This window comes from Granulicella sp. WH15, from assembly GCF_009914315.1.
In the GTDB taxonomy this organism is placed as follows: Bacteria; Acidobacteriota; Terriglobia; order Terriglobales; family Acidobacteriaceae; genus Edaphobacter.
In genome coordinates, this window is sequence record NZ_CP042596.1 from 2,770,633 (window position 1) to 2,789,045 (window position 18,413).

General features: G+C 60.2%; 19 protein-coding genes. 5 read left to right on the forward strand and 14 right to left on the reverse strand.

Features of this window, described 5'->3' with window-relative positions; genetic code table 11:
• Window positions 1-55: 55 nt before the first annotated feature.
• The 12 genes from FTO74_RS11535 to FTO74_RS11590 form a co-directional block, all read right to left on the reverse strand.
• Window positions 56-1,777: a hypothetical protein gene (locus FTO74_RS11535; RefSeq protein ID WP_162538282.1), complete on the reverse strand. Its 1,722-nt coding sequence runs from the start codon at window positions 1,775-1,777 to the stop codon at window positions 56-58.
• Window positions 1,778-1,846: 69 nt separating this feature from the next.
• Window positions 1,847-2,317 (reverse strand): hypothetical protein, encoded by a 471-nt coding sequence (locus FTO74_RS11540; RefSeq protein WP_162538283.1) that lies wholly within the window; start codon window positions 2,315-2,317, stop codon window positions 1,847-1,849.
• A gap of 37 nt (window positions 2,318-2,354) precedes the next feature.
• Window positions 2,355-3,659, reverse strand: coding sequence for a FliI/YscN family ATPase (locus tag FTO74_RS11545; protein ID WP_162538284.1), 1,305 nt, complete (start codon window positions 3,657-3,659; stop codon window positions 2,355-2,357).
• Window positions 3,656-4,402, reverse strand: coding sequence for a FliH/SctL family protein (locus FTO74_RS11550; RefSeq protein WP_162538285.1), 747 nt, complete (start codon window positions 4,400-4,402; stop codon window positions 3,656-3,658). The genes FTO74_RS11545 and FTO74_RS11550 overlap by 4 nt, the downstream gene beginning before the upstream one ends.
• The gene (fliG, locus tag FTO74_RS11555) at window positions 4,386-5,465 is read right to left on the reverse strand and encodes a flagellar motor switch protein FliG (RefSeq protein ID WP_162538286.1); all 1,080 of its coding nucleotides are present in this window, start codon (window positions 5,463-5,465) and stop codon (window positions 4,386-4,388) included. Before fliG ends, FTO74_RS11550 begins: the two co-directional genes overlap by 17 nt.
• Window positions 5,466-7,253: a flagellar basal-body MS-ring/collar protein FliF gene (fliF, locus tag FTO74_RS11560; RefSeq protein WP_162538287.1), complete on the reverse strand. Its 1,788-nt coding sequence runs from the start codon at window positions 7,251-7,253 to the stop codon at window positions 5,466-5,468. It lies immediately after the preceding gene.
• Between the two features lie 24 nt (window positions 7,254-7,277).
• Window positions 7,278-7,580: a flagellar hook-basal body complex protein FliE gene (fliE, locus tag FTO74_RS11565; RefSeq protein WP_162538288.1), complete on the reverse strand. Its 303-nt coding sequence runs from the start codon at window positions 7,578-7,580 to the stop codon at window positions 7,278-7,280.
• Between the two features lie 33 nt (window positions 7,581-7,613).
• Window positions 7,614-8,114: a flagellar basal body rod protein FlgC gene (gene flgC / locus FTO74_RS11570; RefSeq protein ID WP_162538289.1), complete on the reverse strand. Its 501-nt coding sequence runs from the start codon at window positions 8,112-8,114 to the stop codon at window positions 7,614-7,616.
• An 18-nt stretch (window positions 8,115-8,132) separates the two neighbouring features.
• A complete protein-coding gene (locus FTO74_RS11575; RefSeq protein ID WP_162538290.1) occupies window positions 8,133-8,480 on the reverse strand; it encodes a flagellar basal body protein in 348 nt (115 codons plus the stop codon).
• A gap of 157 nt (window positions 8,481-8,637) precedes the next feature.
• The gene (locus tag FTO74_RS11580) at window positions 8,638-9,876 is read right to left on the reverse strand and encodes a sigma-54 dependent transcriptional regulator (RefSeq protein WP_255462216.1); all 1,239 of its coding nucleotides are present in this window, start codon (window positions 9,874-9,876) and stop codon (window positions 8,638-8,640) included.
• Window positions 9,873-10,136, reverse strand: coding sequence for a hypothetical protein (locus FTO74_RS11585; RefSeq protein WP_162538291.1), 264 nt, complete (start codon window positions 10,134-10,136; stop codon window positions 9,873-9,875). Before FTO74_RS11585 ends, FTO74_RS11580 begins: the two co-directional genes overlap by 4 nt.
• Window positions 10,137-10,138: 2 nt before the next feature.
• Window positions 10,139-10,915, reverse strand: a complete 777-nt coding sequence (locus FTO74_RS11590; protein ID WP_162538292.1) for a response regulator transcription factor — start codon at window positions 10,913-10,915, stop codon at window positions 10,139-10,141.
• Window positions 10,916-11,208: 293 nt separating this feature from the next.
• On the opposite strand from FTO74_RS11590, the gene lexA reads away from it, so the two are divergent.
• The 3 genes from lexA to FTO74_RS11605 all read left to right on the forward strand — a co-directional run bounded on the left by lexA (window position 11,209) and on the right by FTO74_RS11605 (window position 13,602).
• Complete coding sequence (gene lexA / locus FTO74_RS11595) at window positions 11,209-11,814, forward strand: transcriptional repressor LexA (protein WP_162538293.1); 606 nt, start codon at window positions 11,209-11,211, stop codon at window positions 11,812-11,814.
• A 77-nt stretch (window positions 11,815-11,891) separates the two neighbouring features.
• Window positions 11,892-12,740, forward strand: coding sequence for a DUF4097 family beta strand repeat-containing protein (locus tag FTO74_RS11600; RefSeq protein WP_162538294.1), 849 nt, complete (start codon window positions 11,892-11,894; stop codon window positions 12,738-12,740).
• 157 nt (window positions 12,741-12,897) lie between these two features.
• Window positions 12,898-13,602: an HAD hydrolase-like protein gene (locus FTO74_RS11605; protein WP_162538295.1), complete on the forward strand. Its 705-nt coding sequence runs from the start codon at window positions 12,898-12,900 to the stop codon at window positions 13,600-13,602.
• Window positions 13,603-13,609: 7 nt separating this feature from the next.
• Here FTO74_RS11605 and bla read toward each other — a convergent pair whose 3' ends face one another.
• A complete protein-coding gene (gene bla / locus FTO74_RS11610) occupies window positions 13,610-14,482 on the reverse strand; it encodes a subclass B3 metallo-beta-lactamase (protein ID WP_162538296.1) in 873 nt (290 codons plus the stop codon).
• Between the two features lie 193 nt (window positions 14,483-14,675).
• Here bla and FTO74_RS11615 point away from each other — a divergent pair, with 193 nt between their 5' ends.
• Window positions 14,676-15,563, forward strand: a complete 888-nt coding sequence (locus tag FTO74_RS11615; protein ID WP_162538297.1) for a Nif3-like dinuclear metal center hexameric protein — start codon at window positions 14,676-14,678, stop codon at window positions 15,561-15,563.
• Window positions 15,564-15,737: 174 nt separating this feature from the next.
• Here the strand turns inward: FTO74_RS11615 and FTO74_RS11620 are convergent, their stop codons facing one another.
• Window positions 15,738-16,319 (reverse strand): histidine phosphatase family protein, encoded by a 582-nt coding sequence (locus FTO74_RS11620; RefSeq protein ID WP_162538298.1) that lies wholly within the window; start codon window positions 16,317-16,319, stop codon window positions 15,738-15,740.
• A 53-nt stretch (window positions 16,320-16,372) separates the two neighbouring features.
• Here FTO74_RS11620 and uvrB point away from each other — a divergent pair, with 53 nt between their 5' ends.
• On the forward strand, window positions 16,373-18,361 hold the full coding sequence (gene uvrB, locus FTO74_RS11625) for an excinuclease ABC subunit UvrB (protein ID WP_162538299.1): 1,989 nt from the start codon (window positions 16,373-16,375) through the stop codon (window positions 18,359-18,361).
• The last annotated feature ends 52 nt before the right edge of the window (window positions 18,362-18,413 follow it).

An 18,413-nucleotide genomic window follows, 5' to 3' on the forward strand; every position in this document is an offset into this window, starting at 1 on the left:
TTATTTGTAGCCTTATTGGTTTCAATTTTTTCGATAAAGATCGACCGGATATAAATCAAGCACGAACACTGAGCCAGTTACCGGCTGACACGTTCGCCTCGACCAATTGAGGACCGTGAGTTAATCCAGCATTAGAGCCTTCCTGATCGCTCGTCGAGCCATTCCAGGAGTTACTTAATGAGTTAGTGTCGCCATTACGTGGGTGTCTGTCGGCTGCACCTTGTTGCGATGCACTGCCGCTGGACGAAGAGTTGGTATCGAGGGTCGACTGGGAAGAGTAAGAGCGATGGACAACAACGGATGAGACATCGAGCCGCTCGCTGGCAAGATAAGCAGTAAGCGCCGGAAGCTGGCGATGAAGACTCTCGGCGGAAGCGGAGGAGTTAGCAACGACCGAGGCCATAACCTCGCCGGACGCTGGCTGCAACTCCGCGCGGACGCGGACCCAGCCGTGAGTGCCGCTAGCTACGCCCACCTCAAGAACATTAGGAGTGGCAGAGAGAGTCTCGTGAGCAGGGATCGCTCCTGGCTGATACGCAAGGGGAGAGGCTGCATCATGTGCCGCAGCCTGAGAAACAGGCACATTAGTAATTTTTGATGCGACCTGTTCTGCACGTTCCTCCGCCGCTTGAGGAATCGCTGGGATAGGTATAACAACAGCGTGCGTTATTGATGCCGAAGGGATCGCCACCATCGAGGAAGATGCCACCGGCACAGCGATCGACGTGGAAGCAGAAATAGCAGGGTCAACAGAATCGACGAGTTGATTCTGCGTTTCTTTAGCTTGATCTAATGTGTGCGCATCGTGACCAGGGAGAACAACTGTACCGACAGGCATCGACAATGTAACCACAGAGTGGCCTGCCACTACAGTATCCTGCTCTGCCACCACGCGAGGCACGGCAATATCACGAGATCCTGAAAAATCAGAGACAACTGGCTGGAAGACAGCAGCTTCTGCCGTCTCAGGAAGGACTTGTGCCTGAGCATCAACGACGCGAGCAGATTCCACCTTGACATGCTTCTTGGAGATTGCAGTTGGGGAGAGCTGGGTGCTTTTACCTGCTTCAGTTCTAGCGATATGAGCCTTATCTTGACCGCGAGAGAAATCCTTGCTGACCGTTTGAGTTTGCGGCAATAAACCAGCAGGCGAAAGCGGCCCCGCGGGATCATCAATAGAAACCTTGTTCCCAGTCAACGCCGGAGCGGGCGTAGCAGCTTCACCTATGGTGGGCTCCGCAGAATTTCCCTTCGAAGCAGCCACCGCTATTTCAGCATGTTTAATCTGCTTAGCCGTCTCATGTTTCGGCGGTTCCACCCGACTCACTCCTGCCGCCGACTCGGATGTCGTGGCAATCGATACATGCTTGTTGAGGCGGTCAGTATTACTACTCGCGACCTTTACCTCCTTGCCTAAATCTGCCTCAACTAAGCTCTGGGACTTATCAGGAGGTACCACCTCTGCTCTTATTGAAGAAGTCGTAATCGAAGCGGATGCCTGCTGTGAATTGACCTGAGCCTCCATAACTGTCCGAGAGACTTCAGCTTTACCCCCTTGAGGCTCCGGCTGAAGAGCAGGAAATAAATGCTTCAAGGTAGAAACGGTTGTCGAAGATAACTCGGAGGCCAAAGGATTTGATGCGCCACGGAGACTCGCAGCAAAGTTCGAGGCTTCAGACCCGATCAGTCCATGAGCCGGATGCAGCGCATCGGGCAACGAGTTGCCCGATGCGGCGGAGCTTGCATTAGCCATCAATGTCGATGCGATACGGATCATGCGCTCCTCCTCATTGTTGCTGTAACAGATGCACCCTCAGGGCCAAACCAACGACGTCGAAGATTAGCTTTACTTCATCCGAGACCGTGCGTCTGACTGGGCTTGAATCCAGGCTCGACGAGAAAGGAAGCGATCATCCGAAGCTGCCTGGGCACGATGCAATTCTTCAAGGCTCGCTAATGTATAGCCCTTATCAATGACAGCCTTCATCTGCTCCAGCCTCTGCCGACTGTTGTGATAAGCGGCAGCAGCCTGTTCATGCGCATCTTCTCGTGTGATGCGTAGAGATTCAAGTCGCAGTTGGCGAGTAGTAGCGACTGTGGCCTGCACTGCGGAGAGGCTCCAGGATTCCCGATCCCCGCTCGTAAGCGCGTCGTGTGCATACGCAGCCTGCCTCTGCCTGATAGATATTTCGTAGGCAGTGGCCTGAACGACCTCATTAGCAGCTGAAGATGCGATGCGCAGTTGTGCAGAGCGAATCTGCTCCACCTGACCGTAGAGAATAGCGAGCTTCTTGAAACGACGCATCTTCTCGTTCATTTACGCCTCACGGAATATGAAACACCTGGTGTTACATTTACAGAACCATATCCCGAAGCCCTCCGATGCTCTCCTCCATCGAAACTTGCTCGCTGCTTCCCTGCTCAAGAAAATTACGCATCGCAGGCATCGCACGAATGGCGCGGTCCAACTCTTCATCGGTGCCGGGCTTGTAGGCTCCAATGCGAACGAGGTCTTCGGAGCGCGCATGAGCAGAGAGCAGACGGCGGACGAGACTGGAGCGCTCACGATGTTCCCTGGTAGCGACCGCGGGCATAAGTCGACTAAGCGAGTCGAGGACATCGACCGGAGGATACCGCCCCGCAGACGCCAGTGAGCGCGAGAGGACGATATGGCCATCAAGGAACGAACGTACTGCGTCAACAATGGGGTCCTGCTGATCGTCGCCCTCCATCAGAACGGTGTAGAACGCCGTGATACTTCCGGTCTCGAAATTACCCGCACGCTCGACCAGCTTGGCCAGGCGGGTGAAGACGCTGGGAGTATAGCCCTTGCTTGCGGGCGGCTCACCAGCAGCTAACCCCACCTCGCGGGCCGCCATGGCGTAGCGAGTCAGAGAGTCGAGGACCAAAAGAACGTGCTTGCCTCGGGCAGCATAGAACTCAGCCACAGCGGTAGCGGCCATGGCCGCGCGCATACGCAGCAGAGGGCTTTGATCGCTGGTGGATACAAGCACGACGGAACGTCTTCTTCCCTTCGGCCCCAGAGAATCTTCAACAAACTCACGGACCTCGCGACCACGCTCGCCCACTAGGCCAACCACGGTGAGATCCGCGGCAGTGTTACGCGTCATCATGCCAATGAGCGTGCTCTTACCCACGCCTGAGCCGCCAAAGATACCGACACGTTGCCCTCGACCCACGGTGAGTAGGCCGTCGATAACACGGAGTCCCGTCTGCAACGACTCATGTATGGGCAGTCGCTGCATAGGCTTGGGTACATCACCATCGAGAGGCCACAAGGTGCGGGCACGCGGCACAGGCAGGCCGTCGAGCGTCGCTCCTATGCCGTCGAAGATGCGGCCCAGCATCTGCTCTCCGACACCAAAACTCGGCTCCAGGCCGACAGCGACAACGCTATCGCCGTACTGAATCCCCTGAATAGCATGAAGCGACATGGAAATGACGTGCGAGCCGCGAAAGCCGATCACCTCGGCGAGATGACGATGGCCGGAGGAGTCGATGATCTCGCAGCATTCACCGACCGAGCAGAGCGGCCCCTCCGACTCCACGGTCTGGTTATTCGCCTGCACGACGCGGCCGCGCCAACGCCAAGCAGGCCGCTCGGCCAAGCTGCTGAAGTATGGCTCCAGCGTCGTCAATCCTGCACCTCAGAGAGGCCATGAGATGCAACCGAAGATGGCTCCGAAAACCCTCGGTCTATCTCTTCCAACTGAACATCAATGCCGAGATCGACGCGGCCGATGTTGGTTTCGAGCACGCAATCCCCGGGCTTCATACGCGCATCGGCAGAGAGATGAACGAGTGGCTCTGCACCCTGAGGAAAGACATTTGACCACAGACTCAGCTCATCGGGAGGGACCCGCAGGGTCGTACCGCTGCTCTCTTCTACGCGCGCGAGCGCAGCCTTGACCGTATCTGCAAGAAGCACCGGGTTCGCCTTAGCTTCACGATGCAGGACGCGGGCAGCGATGGCAAGTGCAAGCCGGACGACCTGATCTTCAACTGTCGCGAAGTACTGTTGCCGGTCGTGGGCAAAGCTCTCGCAGAGATCAGTGATTCGCTGCCGCTCGAGTAGAACGCGGGCCTCGGTCTCGTCTTTAAGCTGGGCTTCGAGCTGTTGGCGCGCCTCCGTCGCAGCCTCTTCGCGGGCAACGTCGATCATGGTGCGAATCTGCTGGACAGGATCAGGCAGCGCAGGCTCAGGCTCGACGACGGCTGCAACGACAGGCTCATCGCGAGCAGCGTCAACCGCGTGAAACGCTAGCACCGAGAGCTCACTGGGTATAGACGGGATGAGGTGCTGCACTCCGTCACTCTCAGAGGTAATTGCGAAGAGATACTCGAACCCCCTCTCGACCGTCGCCTCAGATTGCAGACTCATCGCCGGCCTCCATTCTCAGAATCATCTTGCCCTCGGCCTCAAGCTTCGTGGCCAACGCAAGCAGCTCTTGCTGCGCCCCACCGACATCTCTGGCGCGTACCGGGCCGAGCACGTCCATGTCTTCCTTCAGCATCTCGGCCGCACGCGAGCTCATGGCCTTGAAAAGATGCGCACGGATACTCTCCTTCGCGCCCTTGAGAGCCATAGCCAGCATCTTCTTATCGGCCGCGCTCACCAGCTCGCGGATGCTGGACTGCGGCACCGTAATGAGGTCTTCGAAGGTGAACATCAGGACGCGAATTTCAATCGCGACCTGCGGCTCCTTCTGCTCGATCTGCTCGAGGATACCCTTGCTGTCGTTCTGGTCGAGACGGTTGAGCAGCTCGGCCACAGCCTTAAAACCCGCATAGGACTTGCGTCCGCCGGAGCCAAGCGAAGCCATATGGCGATGGAGAACCAGGGCAACCTTCTGCGCCACCTCCGGCGAGAACTGACGCATCTCGGCGAGTCGGCGCACTGCCTCGACGCGCATTCCCGAGCTCAAGTTCATCAGCACCACCGAGCCGCGCTGAGCATCGAGATGGGCGAGCACGAGTGCAACAGTCTGCGGATGCTCACTCTCAAGAAACTTGCTGAGTTGCAGCGGATCCATCTTCTGCAACATGGCCAGGTCGCCGCTCGAACGCTCGCGCATCTGCTGAACCTGTGCGAGCATCTGCTTTGCCCTCGCCGGTCCGAAGGCATCCGTAAGCAGCTTGAGCGCATACTCCGGGCCTCCACGGACCATATACTGCTGGGTCTCCAAGAGGCCATAGAACTCGGTGAGTACCTGCTGGAGTTGGACAGCGGGTACATCGCCAAGACTGGTGATCTCGTCGGTGACCTTCTGGACGTTGACCTCGGAGAGACTCTGAAAGAGCGTGCTCGCGACCTCTTCGCCAAGCGCCATCACCAGGATGGCGGCCTTGCGCAGGCCGGGAAGATCGGAGGCTACGAAGCCTGCTTGAGCGGGCAACAGATAGGGGGCGGCATTGTTCGTCAGAGCGGACGCGGGGGTTGCCATCTAGCTCTCCTTTCCTGCATCGCCGATCCAGGCCTCGAGCAGACGTGTACTCTGCGCGGGCTCGCGGCGGATATGCTCCACGACTGCGCCATAGACGGAGTCGCGTGTCTTCGGGATGCCCGTCGTCCTGCGGGACACGGGATAAGGAACCGCTTCCGGCTGTGGCTCGTTCAGCCAATCCGGCGGAGCCTGTACTGACGACTCCTGGTTATCGGTGGCGGTAGCGTCGAAGGTTTGTGTCGAGGCCAGCAGCAATGGCTCCCTCAAACCCTTGACCACTTGACTGGTGAGAGGTCTCAGAATGAAGAAGATCAGAGCCAGTCCCAGCAAGCCGACGACGCCGGTTCGATAGAGACTGGGCTGTGCGTGAAGTAGGCCACTTGCGCCTTCAAGCATACGGTCGAAGAAAGAGGCTTTCACCTCGGCGACGTTCGAGTTGAAGCTGATGTTCTCAAGCACGACCTGATCGCCGCGCTTGACGTCGAAGCCCACTGCGGCCTGTGCAAGCTCTTCGAGCCTCCGCATCTCTTCGACGCTGCGCGGACGCCACACCCTGGTCTTCGCTCCGGGGTCCAGGGTCTCGCGGTCGTTGACCACAACCGCAGCCGTAACTCGGCGCAGTCGGCCTGGAGATGCCTCGGTATGGACGACGTGCTTTGTCACCGCATAGGTATTGCTCTCCTGATTCTCCGACTGGATAGGGTTGCCCGCCTGGGGATAGACAGGCAGCGGAGCCTTCTGCAAGAGAGGCGGCGTGCCCGGCGCCGCTGCCGCACTGCTGCCCGCTACCGCTCCAGGAGCAGAGGCCGAGGGCGAGTTGCTTGCAGTGCCCGGAACGCCGGAGGCACCCTTCGGGGAGCCGCTCGTGCGCTCGCTCTTCTGCGTGCTCAACGTAGCGGCTTGCGATGGATCGTATACCTCATCGGTACGCTCTTCGCCCGCCTCATCATAGGAAACATTGACCGAAGCCCGCACATTGCCCTGCCCCGCAAGAGGCTCCAGCATCGCCACCAACTTACTCTCGAGAGCCTGTTCTGCATCGCCCTCGGCCGCGCTGCGTGAACGTGGCTGCAGGTTCACGCGGCCATCGGCATCGACCAGCGTGACCTGATCCGGGCTAAGGTTTTCGATTGCACCCGCAACCAGGTTACGGATGGAGTCTGCCTGCTCCTGTGGCAAAGCCGGATGCTTGAGATGCATGATGACCGAGGCTTTGGCGGGCTTCTGATCTTCCGCGAAGAGAGACACCTGTGGCATCGCAAGATGAACGCGTGCGGAGCGAACCACGCCTAACGTCGAGATAGTGTGCTCCAGTTCGCCCTCAAGCGCACGCTGATAGTTGACATGCTCGTCGAACTCGCTGCCGACCCAGTTAGGCTTATCGAAGAGCTCGAAGCCAAGGCGGCCCGACTGCGGCATCCCCTTGGTCGCGACCTCCATGCGCGCTTTGTCGAGCATCTCGGCCGGGACCTCGATGCCACTGCCATCGGGCGTCATCTGGTAAGAGATGCCAGCGGCGGCAAGCTCCTGCGAGACCTGCTGCGTGTCCTTGCTCTCGAGCCCCGAGAAGAGTACACGCCAATCCGGCCGCTCTGCATACCAGAACATACCGGCGACCAGAGCGGCGATCATCGCAACACCCGCGATCATCCACGGGCGGCGCTGGTCGGGAATAGCCCCCCAACGTGTGCGCGCGCCGCTCAGTAGCTTGTTGGCCTGCTGCATCACTCCACCCGAGGTGGTGCCAGGCTCCATCTTTGTAACCGCCACCTGCCCTGCATCTGCCATTGCGTATCCTTCGAAAGATCGTGGCTAGAACTGCATCCCCATCATCTGCTGATAGGCCCCGACGGCCTTGTTCCTTACCTGCAAAGCCAGCTCGAAGGCCATGTCGGCTTTCTGGGTCGCGATCATGGCGTCGTGAACCTCAACGCCCTGACCGCTGACAAGACCGTTGATCGCATCGCTGGCTTGCTTGTCGAGACTGTTCGTCTGATCGATCAGCGAGTTCAGCACACCGCTGAAAGGCACTGGCGAAGCGCTGGGTGTGGACGATGCGAGCGGGCTGTTGATGGCTCCTGAGACTATTCCGGCGAGTTGGTCGATTCCCGTCATGGCCTACCTTTCTATTTGTGACTTTTTAAGCACTTATTTCAAAATGTCGAGTGAACTGCTGAGCATGTTCTTCTCTGCCTGCACGGCCGAGGCGTTCATGCCGTAGCCTCGGGTCGCGCCCATCAGATCGACCATCTCGGTGAGCGGGTTGATATCGGGATAGGAGACATAGCCGTCGGGACCGGCATCGGGATGCTGCGGATCGTAGCGGCGAAGCGGGTCGGCGGCATCTTCGATCACTCCACCTATGGCAACTCCACCTATGGCACCGGACGAGGAGCCGAAGCCTCCGGTCAATGCAAAGCTCGATGAGAAGCTGGAGCCAAAGCCATGTCCACCACTCTCGCCAAGAAGCGAAGAGCCGAAGCTGTCATCCCCCTGCTCCTCGAAGACCACGTGATGCCGCTGATACGGCTTACCGTCGGCGGTGCGCGTCGTCTCGGCGTTCGCCATATTCGAGGCCACCACTTCCGCTCGCACCCGCTCCGCCTTCAAGGCCGACGCACTGATGTCCATCACTCCAAACAGGTTCATTACAGATTCCTCATACGATTACTTGGCATCGGCGTGGATAGCCGACATGATGCCGCTGAACTGATGTTTGAGCAGCTCCACTCCTGCACGAAACTGCAACTGCGCCTTGGCCAGTTGCAGGCTCTCGCGATCGAGCGAGACCGTGTTGCCGTCGGGCCGCGCGACGAGCCCATCGACGTCGCTGACCTTTGGTTGGCCCGAGCCTCCGTGCAGCGCCTCGCTCAGCTCCTGCTCGAAGTCGAAACCCTGCGTCTTATAGCCGGGCGTATCCACGTTGGCCATGTTGGCCGCCGTCAGCTTCAATTGGTCGGCTGTGAGATCGAGATATTTGGTCAACTCATCGCTGGTTGCGGTCGTCACCTGCATGGCTTGCCTCCGCCTGTGATGAAGCATGTGAAAGGCCACACCAGATGCCTGCCAGATAAGAGTCTGCTAAGCGAGAGCAGACCAAGAAATTCACGTTAGAAAAAAAACGGCCACCCGGTGGCCTGGACCGAGTGGCCAAAGAGAACTTATAGAGAACCTAGACGATGGATCTGCGGTGGATGCGGATATCTTCCGCAGAAATCACGGGCTGATCACCCGCAAGGATGGAGCCGCGCTCAAGAACGTGCATCAGCTCACGCACGTTCCCGGGCCAGTCATGCTGCTCCAGCCGTGCAAACGCCGCAGGGGCGATGCGCTTGCGCGGCATCTCTCGGCCCATCTGTTCAAGGAAGAACTCCACCAATAGCCGAAGGTCATCCATGCGCTCCCGCAGCGGAGGAACAGCAACGGGAAAGACCGCCAGGCGATGATAGAGATCGAGCCGAAAGCTCCTCTCCGCGGCTCTCTGTTCCAGCGGCTGATGAGTCGCCGCGACCACGCGTACATCGACCCGAACAGTCTCGTTGTCCCCTACTCGCTGCAACTCGCCGCACTCGAGAAACCGCAACATCTTGGCCTGCAACGCGAGCGGCATCTCGCCGATCTCATCAAGAAAGAGCGTGCCTCCATTCGCCGCCTCAATGCGTCCGGTGCGCGATTGGACCGCACCGGTAAAAGCCCCGCGCGTATGCCCAAAGAGCTCGGCCTCAAGCAGCGCCTCTGGAATCGCCGCGCAGTTGAGCACAGCAAAGGGCTTCGACGCACGGTTGCTAAGACGATGCACGGAGCGCGCGACGATCTCCTTGCCCGTGCCTGTCTCGCCTTCGATAAGCACAGTGGCCAAACGCGGAGCCACCAGCCGGATCATCCGCGCCAGCTCGCGCATGGAGGCGCTCTCTCCAACCATCTCTGGAATGGACGGAGCAGACGCAGTAGCCCCGTCAAAGAAGATGGGCGCAATAGGAACCGAAATAGTCTCGGAAACCGTGACCATAGGCGGAGGAGCAGGTGCCGAGACCAACACGGGCCCACCATCCGCAGCCTCACGCAGAGCATGCAGCAGCTCGTTGCGCCGTGGACTTTTCGCGCCACCAGGCTCAATGCGGCCATCCACGCGCAGGATATCCATCGCGGGATAGAGCAGCCGCAGCTGCGACTCCAGCTCTGAGGCCTCAAGGTCGGGCAGCCAGCTATCTATCAGCAGAGCCTCGGCGCGAAGACTCTCAATCTGCATCATCGCCTCCGCGCCGCCGCTCGCCTCACGCACCGTCCAGCGCAGCCCACTCAGGCTCTTTCTCAGGCGCTGGCGCAGGTCTGCATCCGCACTTGCCAGCACCACCGAACGCGCGGCGACGATCCCCGCATCCATATCGCGCAACGGCATGGAAGAGGTCATAGCCCCTCACTTTCCCGAGCCGTGCGCGACTGCAGCACGCGAATCTGCATTCCACGCACCTGGTCGTTCAGCTGCACGCACACATGCAGAGCCTCGGCAATAGCCGCGCTCATGGCGGTTGCAGTGGCATCCATCATGCCGATCTCGAGATGGCATTGCAGGGTTGACAGCGGCTGACAGAGATCGTGAAGGCCCGTCGCAATCTCGCTGACAAGGCTGTCCGGCATTGCACTTCGGTTCGATAGCAGAAGATCACACACGGTTACGCTCCAATTACTCTGGGGGTGTTGGATGGCAGAATGGTGTCGTTAAAGATGGGCATCAAGACCGGCACAGAGGGGCGCCGGCGTACTTCGGGGCTAAGCATGTAACCTGCGCCGCGGACCGTCTCGATGAACTGCCGGTCGTCACTCAGCTCTCCTAAACGTCCCGCTCCGAGCTTCTTGCGCAGATAGTTGATATAGACATCGACGACGTTGGTCCCAGCGTCCGGAGACATCTGCCAGACCTCGCGGAGCAACTCACTCCGCGAGCAGCAGCGGCCCCTGGCCTGCATCAGGTACTCCAGCAGGCTGAACTCCTTGACCGTAAGGTCGACGCGGCATCCGTTGCGCATCACCTTGCGGTCGAGCCGGTTCAGCTCGATATCGCCGTGGCGCAGGACGGGATCGGCGAACTGATTGCGCCGCCGGGTCAGGGCGTTGCAGCGGGCCGTCAGCTCCTTCAGGCTAAAGGGCTTCAACATGCAGTCGTCGGCGCCGATGTTCAGGCAGCGGACACGCTCCTGCACAGTGCTGCGGCCGGTCAGGACAAGGATAGAGGTAGAGGGGACGCGGCCGTACAGTTCTTCGAGGACCTGGACTCCATCCTTGCAGGGGAGGTTGAGATCGAGCACAATCAGGTCGGGTTGATGTTCAAGAGCCGAGGTTACCGCAGTTTCACCATCGGTAACCAATTCGGTTTCATATCCTTCGAGTCTCATTCCCCGCTGGAGTAAAGGACCCAAGGCAGCATCATCTTCCACAATTAGCATTCGCATTGTTTTCTCCCCCCGCCCGAGTTTAGTAGTGTGCGGGGATGAAACAGGTAATGTAACTTTCACAAAAAGCAACTTTCGTAACCTTGTGCTCTGACTGAAACCACAGTGCATTGTTGGCCCCGCTCCGGGCAAGAGGATCGGAGCACGAATCCCGAACACTTTCCAAATCAGGAAGCCGCGGACCAAAATGAAAACGAGCCATCCTTTGGTTCCAAGCGGCTCCTCGTGTACCAAAATCGGACACGAATCAAATTTGCTATCGCCGTTCGCTTTTTATTCGCTACAATGACGGCATGGCTATCACGCGGCGTCAAAAAGAAGTGATCGACTTCCTCTCCGGCTTCACACAGAAGAACGGATACTCCCCTTCTTACGAGGAGATCGCCTCCGGCCTCGGGCTGAACTCGCTGGCCACGGTACATAAGCACGTGACAAACCTGCAGAACAAGGGATTGCTGCAGCGCGCGCATAACCGCAGCCGCTCCATCGACGTGCTGCCGCCGCGGGCGAGCAAGCGCGGGCAGGACCGCCTGCCGCTGCTGGGACGGATCGCGGCGGGCAAGCCGGTAGAGGCGATCGAGGCGGCGGAGTCGATCTCGCTCGGCGACATCATCGGCAACCGCGAGGTCTTTGCCCTGGAGGTGCGAGGCGACTCCATGCGCGACGAGCACATCGTCTCGGGCGACTATGTTCTGGTCGAGAGGACCCGGACAGCCCGCGAGGGCGAGATCATCGTCGCCCTGGTCGATGGCAGCGAAGCCACGCTGAAGCGGTTCTATCGCGAAGGAGCGATGATCCGGCTGCAGCCTTCAAACGCCGAGATGGCTCCCATCTACGCTCCGGCGGCGAACGTCAGCATCCAGGGCAAGGTGCTGGGGATTCTGCGCAAGTACGCCTGAAGCTCTTTGAGAATTATCGGCGAGAAGCCGGGAACAAAATAAGACGGGCCCGCGTACTCCCATATCAAGGAGCTACTATGAACCTGCGAATTCTCACTGCCGCCGCCCTTTTCATCCTCACCACCGCCGCTCATGCCGCCGGTGGCAACTTCGAACGCACCCTGCCGCTCTCCGGCCCCGCCGATCTGTATATCTCCACCGGCTCGGGGCATATCCGCGTCTTTCCCGGGCAGGGAGACCAGATCCATGTCAGCGCTCACGTCTACAGCGGCTGGAATGCCGGGGATAATGTGGAGGAGCGCATCCAAAAGATCATCGCGGCTCCGCCGGTGCAGCAATCCGGCAACACCGTTCGTCTGGGCGAGACCGACGACCGGAGGCTCTACAACAACATCACAATCGACTACGACATCAGCGTGCCGAAGACCGTGGCGATCAACGCCCGCAGCGGCTCGGGTGACGTGGAGATCGACAACGTCGGGCGTTTTCTAGCCGCTGCGACGGGGTCGGGATCGGTGCGGGCGCACGGCATACAGGGGCCGGCTGCCCTGCGCACCGGATCGGGCGATGTGGATCTTCAGGAGATTGGCTCCGGCGATGTAAAGGCGGAGACCGGCTCCGGGTCCATTCGGATCAACGGGCTTGCGGGCGGCCTGATGGCGCGGACGGGATCGGGCGATATCGAGGCCAACGGCAAGCTGGCCGGAGACGCCAAGCTACAGACGGGCTCCGGGTCCATCCGGCTGCACCTTGGAGCAGACGCGCGGTTTAACTTCGATGCGGCTACGGGATCGGGGTCGATCCATGTGTCCCAACCGGGCGCGCCGCAGATGTCGGCGGAGCGGCATCATCTCTCGGGGCAGGTGAATGGCGGCGGGCCATCGCTAGAGGTTCGGACGGGCTCGGGAGACATCGAGGTGAACTAAGTACTTCGTACCGTTCTTGGGCTGTTGGGCAGAATCATCACGCTGGTCCTCCCGCTGGTCGGAATCAAATACACTCGCTGCCGACCAGCGGGAGGCCCTATATAGATAATCTCCCCCATACCTTCCCGAGAACGGTACGACGTACTAGGCTTGAAGGATGCTGCCTAAACTGCTTGTCTTCGATCTGGATGGAACCCTGATCGATTCTCGAATCGACCTCTGCAACTCCGTCAACGCCACGCTAAACCACTACGGCCGCGCCCAACTCTCCGAGGAGGTCATCTCCGGTTACATCGGCGACGGGGCGACCACGCTGGTGCGACGCGCCCTGGCCCATGTGCACCTGATCGCCAACGAGCCTGACCCGCACGATGATGCCTTCATCGAAGAAGCACTGGATTGGTTCATCGGCTATTACAAGGTGCACAAGCTGGACTACACGTACGTCTATCCTGGCGCGATGGAGGCCCTGGCCGCCATACGGGAGCGTCATCCACAGGTGCTGATGGCCGTGCTGACGAACAAGCCGGTCGATCCTTCGCGGGCGATCTGCGAGCACTTCGGGCTGGATCGCTACTTCTTCCAGAACTACGGCGGCAACTCGTTCCAGACCAAGAAGCCGAATCCGGAGGGGCTGCTGCAACTGATCGCGGAGGCGAGCGCGATTGCGGGCAAGACGCTGACACCAGCCGACACGGTGATGATCGGCGACTCCTCCTTCGACATCCTGACGGCGAAGAACTGCGGAGCGCGGTCGCTGGGCTGTACGTTCGGGCTGGCTCCGCAGACCCTGCCGTCGTCTCATCCGGATGCGGTAGTAGATCGGGCGTCGGATTGGCCAGCAGCTCTGGGGTTGAACTGAGGAGCCGCTACTTGCCGCCCTCCTGCTGGCGCTTCCACTCCTTGCGGAACTCCAGATCCTTCTTCTCCACCATGGCCTTGTAGCCGACGGGATCGACGAAGACATTCGACGGGCTGGACTTCATGCGGGAGTACTTGTCCAGCATGTCGAAGTAGCCTCCGTGCGCGCCGAGGAAGATATCGCACGGCAGCGACTTCAGGATGCGGAAGGTCTTCTCGTAGTCCTGAGCCTGCTCGGGGTAGGCTTTGTTGTCGACCAGACGAAAGCCAGGGTTCACGTTCCAGCTACCGACGATGACAGCGTTGTAGCTCTTCCCTTTGTCCATAACTTTCATGGTCCAGGTGGTGCAGCCCTTGGTATGGCCCGGAGTCTTGTGGGCTACCAGCACCGCGCCGCCCAGCCGGACTTCGTCGCCATCGTGCAGCACCCGGTCTACCTTCGTTGGCGGATAGCGGTTCTTGGGCGAGTTGTAGAAGAAGTCGCTGGCGCCTCCGCTCTCGACGACGGGAACGTCCGCGTCCATCACCATGTACTTCGCCCCGGTCAGGCGCTTGATCTCGGCGCTGCCCGCATCGTGGTCGTCGTGCGCGTGGCTGATGAGCAGAATCTTGATATCGCTCATCTTGAAGCCAAGCCCCTCGATGCTCTTCTGGATAAGCGGGACGGAGGCGACGTAGCTGCTGTTGATGAGGATGTCGCCCTGCGACGTGGTGATGAGGTAGGAGGCGAGATCCTTGCTGCCCACGTAGTACAGGTTATCGGCGATGCGGAAGCCCGGAAACGGCGTCATACGGGCGGAGTCGGGCTGGGCGAGCGCGGACGGTCCCGCAGCGATCAGAAGTAGAAGAACGGCGGCAAACCACTGCGTAAATCTGCGCATTCGATACGACCTCAACGTAAATTTGCCGGAAGACCGTCAGGAGCGAGCCTGCCAGGGCCGAACCAGTCTATCTCCTACGGATAGAGCTGGGATATTGGCTTTGCGGGTTATTTTTGCCATCGCAAACTATTCTCGTGTAGGCTGGCGCGCGGAAGCTTTTTCAGCCTTTTTCATACACGAAGGAATCCTACACATGAGCGAGTTTTCGCGACGTACATTTGTGGCTGCGAGCGGTGCGCTCGTCTCTGGCCTTGCATTGGGACAAGCTCCTGCGGCTCCGTTAACCGCCGGTGAGGTAATCGACCGGATCAAGAAGCAGGTAGGCGTGCCCTGGCGGCCAACGACGGTGGACAACCTGCTCACCGGATCGCCGGAGACGCCGGTGCGCGGCATCGCCACGACCATGATGGCGACGCTGGACGTGGTGGAGCGGTGCGTTGCCGAGGGCAAGAACATGATCGTGACCCACGAGACGCCGTTCTACCTGCACCAGGACCATATCGACGACATCAAGGACGATGCCACCCTCAAGTACAAACAGGACTACTGCCAGAAGCACGACGTCGCCATCTTCCACTTCCACGACCATTGGCACGCGCACAAGCCGGACGGGATCGCGCAGGGGATGATGGAGCAACTTGGGTGGCAGAAAAACGTCGTCGAGGCTGAAAATCCGAAACGCTTTGTATTTGATGGAGTTCCACTGGCAACCTTCGTGCGTCAGATGCAGGTTCACCTGAAAGCGAATACGATCCGGGTGCTGGGCGATCCGGCCCTGCCGGTGCGACGGGTGCAGACGAGCTGGGGGTATCTGAGCCGGGAGAACGGGATCAAGTTCTTCGCCAGCCCGGACGTGGACGTGCTGGTCTGCGGCGAGACGAGGGAGTGGGAGGCGGTGGAGTACTGCCAGGACGCGATTCAGGCCGGGAACAAAAAGGCGCTGATCGTGGTGGGGCATGTGCTCTCGGAGCAGGGTGGAATGATCTGGTGTGCGGAGTGGATGCGGGGTTTCGTGAAGGAGGTTCCAGTAGGGTTTGTGGCGGCTCGGGAGCCCTTCTGGGGAACTACTCACTGCGCCTAGCACTTCGTGCCGTTCTCGGGGCTGCATGGAAAGGATCAACGGCATGGGTCCTCCCGCTGGTCGGAATCAAAGATGCTCACGCCGACCAACGGAAGGCCCTCTGCCGATAACTCCCCCATCCGCCCCAAGACCGCACAAAGTGCCGCCCGCCCGGCGTTAGGGCGCTTTTAAAACTTACTCAAACTCTCGGTTCCAGCGGCGGATGATGCGGGTTTCGCGCTCGTAGCCCAGAATGCTGACGCTTCCCGTGCCCAGGCCGAAGAGGCTTCCGCTCGCTGCGGGCAGGCCGATCCAGCGGGCGGCCAGGATGCGCAGAATGTGGGCGTGAGCGAAGAGCGCGGCTTTGCTGCCGTCGGGTAGTCCGTCAATGGCACGGGCTATGATGCCGTCGGCGCGCTCGCCTACGTGGTCTACCGTCTCGCCGTCGATGATCGGGTCCTTCCAGACGCTCCAATCGGGGTGGTCGACGCGGATCTCCTTGGTGGTCTTGCCCTCGTAGATGCCGTAGTCCCACTCGCGCAGGCCCTCTTCGATGGTAGCTTGCTGGCCCAGTCCGGCGATCTCGCAGGTCTCGCGGGCGCGCTGCATCGGGCTGGTCAGGACGCGGGCAAAGGTGGTGCCGGTCAGGAACTCGCGCAGTTCCACGGCGCGGCGGCGGCCATGGTCGGTCAGGGGGATGTCGGTGCGGCTGGTATGGGCTCCGGAGAGGCTCCATTCGGTTTCGCCGTGGCGGATGAGGTAGAGTTCTACGGCCATTTTCGAGATGCTCCCAAGGCGAGATTTTTGCCTGCGTCCAGTATTCTATAGAGATGGATTTTCAGCTCACTACACCGTACAAGCCACAGGGAGATCAACCAAGGGCAATCGGCGAGCTGTGCGCCGGTTTGAACGCGGGCGAGAAGGACCAGGTGCTGCTGGGCGTCACCGGCTCCGGCAAGACGTTCACGATGGCGAGCGTCATCAATGAGTTGCAGCGTCCGGCGCTGATCCTGGCGCACAACAAGACGCTGGCGGCCCAGCTCTACCACGAGTTCAAGACCTTCTTCCCCAACAACGCGGTCGAGTACTTCGTCAGCTACTACGATTACTACCAGCCCGAGGCGTACATTCCCGCGGGCGACCTCTTCATCGAGAAGGAAGCGACGATCAACGAGGAGCTGGACAAGCTGCGGCTCTCGGCCACGCGGTCGCTCTTCGAGCGGCGCGACGCGATCATCGTCAGCTCGGTCTCATGCATCTACGGTCTCGGCTCGCCCGAAGCCTACTATGGCATGTTGATGATGCTGGAGAAGGGCCAGAAGATCCGCCGCGAAGACATCACGCGGCGTCTGGTCGAGATCCTCTACGACCGCAACGACGTGGACTTCCGGCGCGGCACCTTCCGGGTGCGTGGCGACATCATCGAGGTCTTTCCGACATATGACGAGATGGCCTACCGGATCGAGCTGTTCGGCGATGAGATCGATTCCCTCTCGCAGATCGACCCGCTCTTCGGCACCGTGCAGCAGAAGTACGCGCGGCTGCCCATCTATCCAAAGAGCCACTATGTCGTGCAGCCGGAGCGCAAGAAGGCTGCGTCGGACTCGATCCTGGCCGAGATGGAGTGGTGGGAGAAAGAGCTGGAGTCGCAGGGCCGTCTGGTGGAGTCGCAGCGGATTCACCAGCGCACGCGATTCGACCTGGAGATGATTAAGTCGGTGGGCTACTGCCACGGCATCGAGAACTACTCGCGTCACTTCTCTGGCCGACTGCCGGGCGAGCCGCCGCCGACGCTGCTGGACTACTTCCCGCGCGACTACCTCATCTTCATCGACGAGTCGCACGTGACGGTGCCGCAGCTCCATGCCATGTGGCACGGCGACCGCAGCCGCAAGCAGAACCTCGTGGACTACGGCTTCCGCCTGCCCTCGGCGATGGACAACCGGCCGCTGAAGTTCGACGAGTTCGAGAGCCGGTCGGGGCAGATCATCTACGTCTCAGCCACGCCGGGGCCTTACGAGCTGACCAAGTCAGCCGGAGTGGTCGTCGAGCAGATCATCCGTCCTACCGGGCTCGTCGATCCGCAGATCGAGATACGGCCCGTGAAGGGGCAGATCGATGACCTGCTGGCCGAGATACGCGAGCGGGTGAAGCTGGACCAGCGCGTGCTGGTAACGACGCTGACCAAGCGCATGAGCGAGGACCTAGCCAACTACTATACCGAGGTCGGCGTGCGCTGCCGGTACATGCACTCGGAGATCGAGACGCTGGAGCGCATACGGCTGCTGCGCGACCTGCGCAAGGGCGAGTACGACGTGCTGATCGGCATCAACCTGCTGCGCGAGGGTCTGGACCTGCCGGAGGTCTCGCTGGTAGCGATCCTCGACGCAGATAAGGAGGGCTTCCTGAGGTCGCAAGGTTCGCTGATCCAGACCATCGGGCGAGCGGCGCGACACCTTGAAGGACGGGCGATTCTCTACGCCGACAAGATGACCGACTCGATGCAGCGGGCGATCTCCGAGACCGACCGCCGCCGCGAGAAGCAGCAGACCTACAACGACGAAAATGGCATCACCCCGGCGACGATTCTGCGCCCCATCGACATGGGTCTGGCGGGCATCCTGAAGGCCGAGTACGCCGACCTGACCGACGAGGCCGAGGGGATGCCGGAGTTCTCAACTCAGGCCGAGCTGGACACCTACATCGGCAAGCTGGAGAGCGACATGCGTGAGGCGGCGAAGAAATTCGAGTTCGAGAAGGCGGCCAAGCTGCGGGATACGGTGCGCGATCTGCGGACGAAGGAGTTTTTGTTCAGCTAGAGATAACAAGGGGGGACGACGAATAAGAGCGGAGCCGGAGCCTGTAGGCTCC

Excerpts from the sequence above, each read along its gene's own strand:
- fliE (WP_162538288.1), bottom strand. The coding sequence starts at position 7,580 with ATGACGGGAATCGACCAACTCGCCGGAATAGTCTCAGGAGCCATCAAC.
- FTO74_RS11600 (WP_162538294.1), top strand. The coding sequence starts at position 11,892 with ATGAACCTGCGAATTCTCACTGCCGCCGCCCTTTTCATCCTCACCACC.
- FTO74_RS11590 (WP_162538292.1), bottom strand. The coding sequence starts at position 10,915 with ATGCGAATGCTAATTGTGGAAGATGATGCTGCCTTGGGTCCTTTACTC.
- uvrB (WP_162538299.1), top strand. The coding sequence starts at position 16,373 with ATGGATTTTCAGCTCACTACACCGTACAAGCCACAGGGAGATCAACCA.
- FTO74_RS11620 (WP_162538298.1), bottom strand. The coding sequence starts at position 16,319 with ATGGCCGTAGAACTCTACCTCATCCGCCACGGCGAAACCGAATGGAGC.
- FTO74_RS11575 (WP_162538290.1), bottom strand. The coding sequence starts at position 8,480 with ATGCAGGTGACGACCGCAACCAGCGATGAGTTGACCAAATATCTCGAT.
- fliG (WP_162538286.1), bottom strand. The coding sequence starts at position 5,465 with ATGGCAACCCCCGCGTCCGCTCTGACGAACAATGCCGCCCCCTATCTG.
- lexA (WP_162538293.1), top strand. The coding sequence starts at position 11,209 with ATGGCTATCACGCGGCGTCAAAAAGAAGTGATCGACTTCCTCTCCGGC.
- FTO74_RS11615 (WP_162538297.1), top strand. The coding sequence starts at position 14,676 with ATGAGCGAGTTTTCGCGACGTACATTTGTGGCTGCGAGCGGTGCGCTC.
- FTO74_RS11540 (WP_162538283.1), bottom strand. The coding sequence starts at position 2,317 with ATGAACGAGAAGATGCGTCGTTTCAAGAAGCTCGCTATTCTCTACGGT.
- fliF (WP_162538287.1), bottom strand. The coding sequence starts at position 7,253 with ATGGCAGATGCAGGGCAGGTGGCGGTTACAAAGATGGAGCCTGGCACC.
- FTO74_RS11580 (WP_255462216.1), bottom strand. The coding sequence starts at position 9,876 with ATGACCTCTTCCATGCCGTTGCGCGATATGGATGCGGGGATCGTCGCC.
- bla (WP_162538296.1), bottom strand. The coding sequence starts at position 14,482 with ATGCGCAGATTTACGCAGTGGTTTGCCGCCGTTCTTCTACTTCTGATC.
- FTO74_RS11605 (WP_162538295.1), top strand. The coding sequence starts at position 12,898 with ATGCTGCCTAAACTGCTTGTCTTCGATCTGGATGGAACCCTGATCGAT.
- FTO74_RS11535 (WP_162538282.1), bottom strand. The coding sequence starts at position 1,777 with ATGATCCGTATCGCATCGACATTGATGGCTAATGCAAGCTCCGCCGCA.
- flgC (WP_162538289.1), bottom strand. The coding sequence starts at position 8,114 with ATGAACCTGTTTGGAGTGATGGACATCAGTGCGTCGGCCTTGAAGGCG.
- FTO74_RS11550 (WP_162538285.1), bottom strand. The coding sequence starts at position 4,402 with ATGAGTCTGCAATCTGAGGCGACGGTCGAGAGGGGGTTCGAGTATCTC.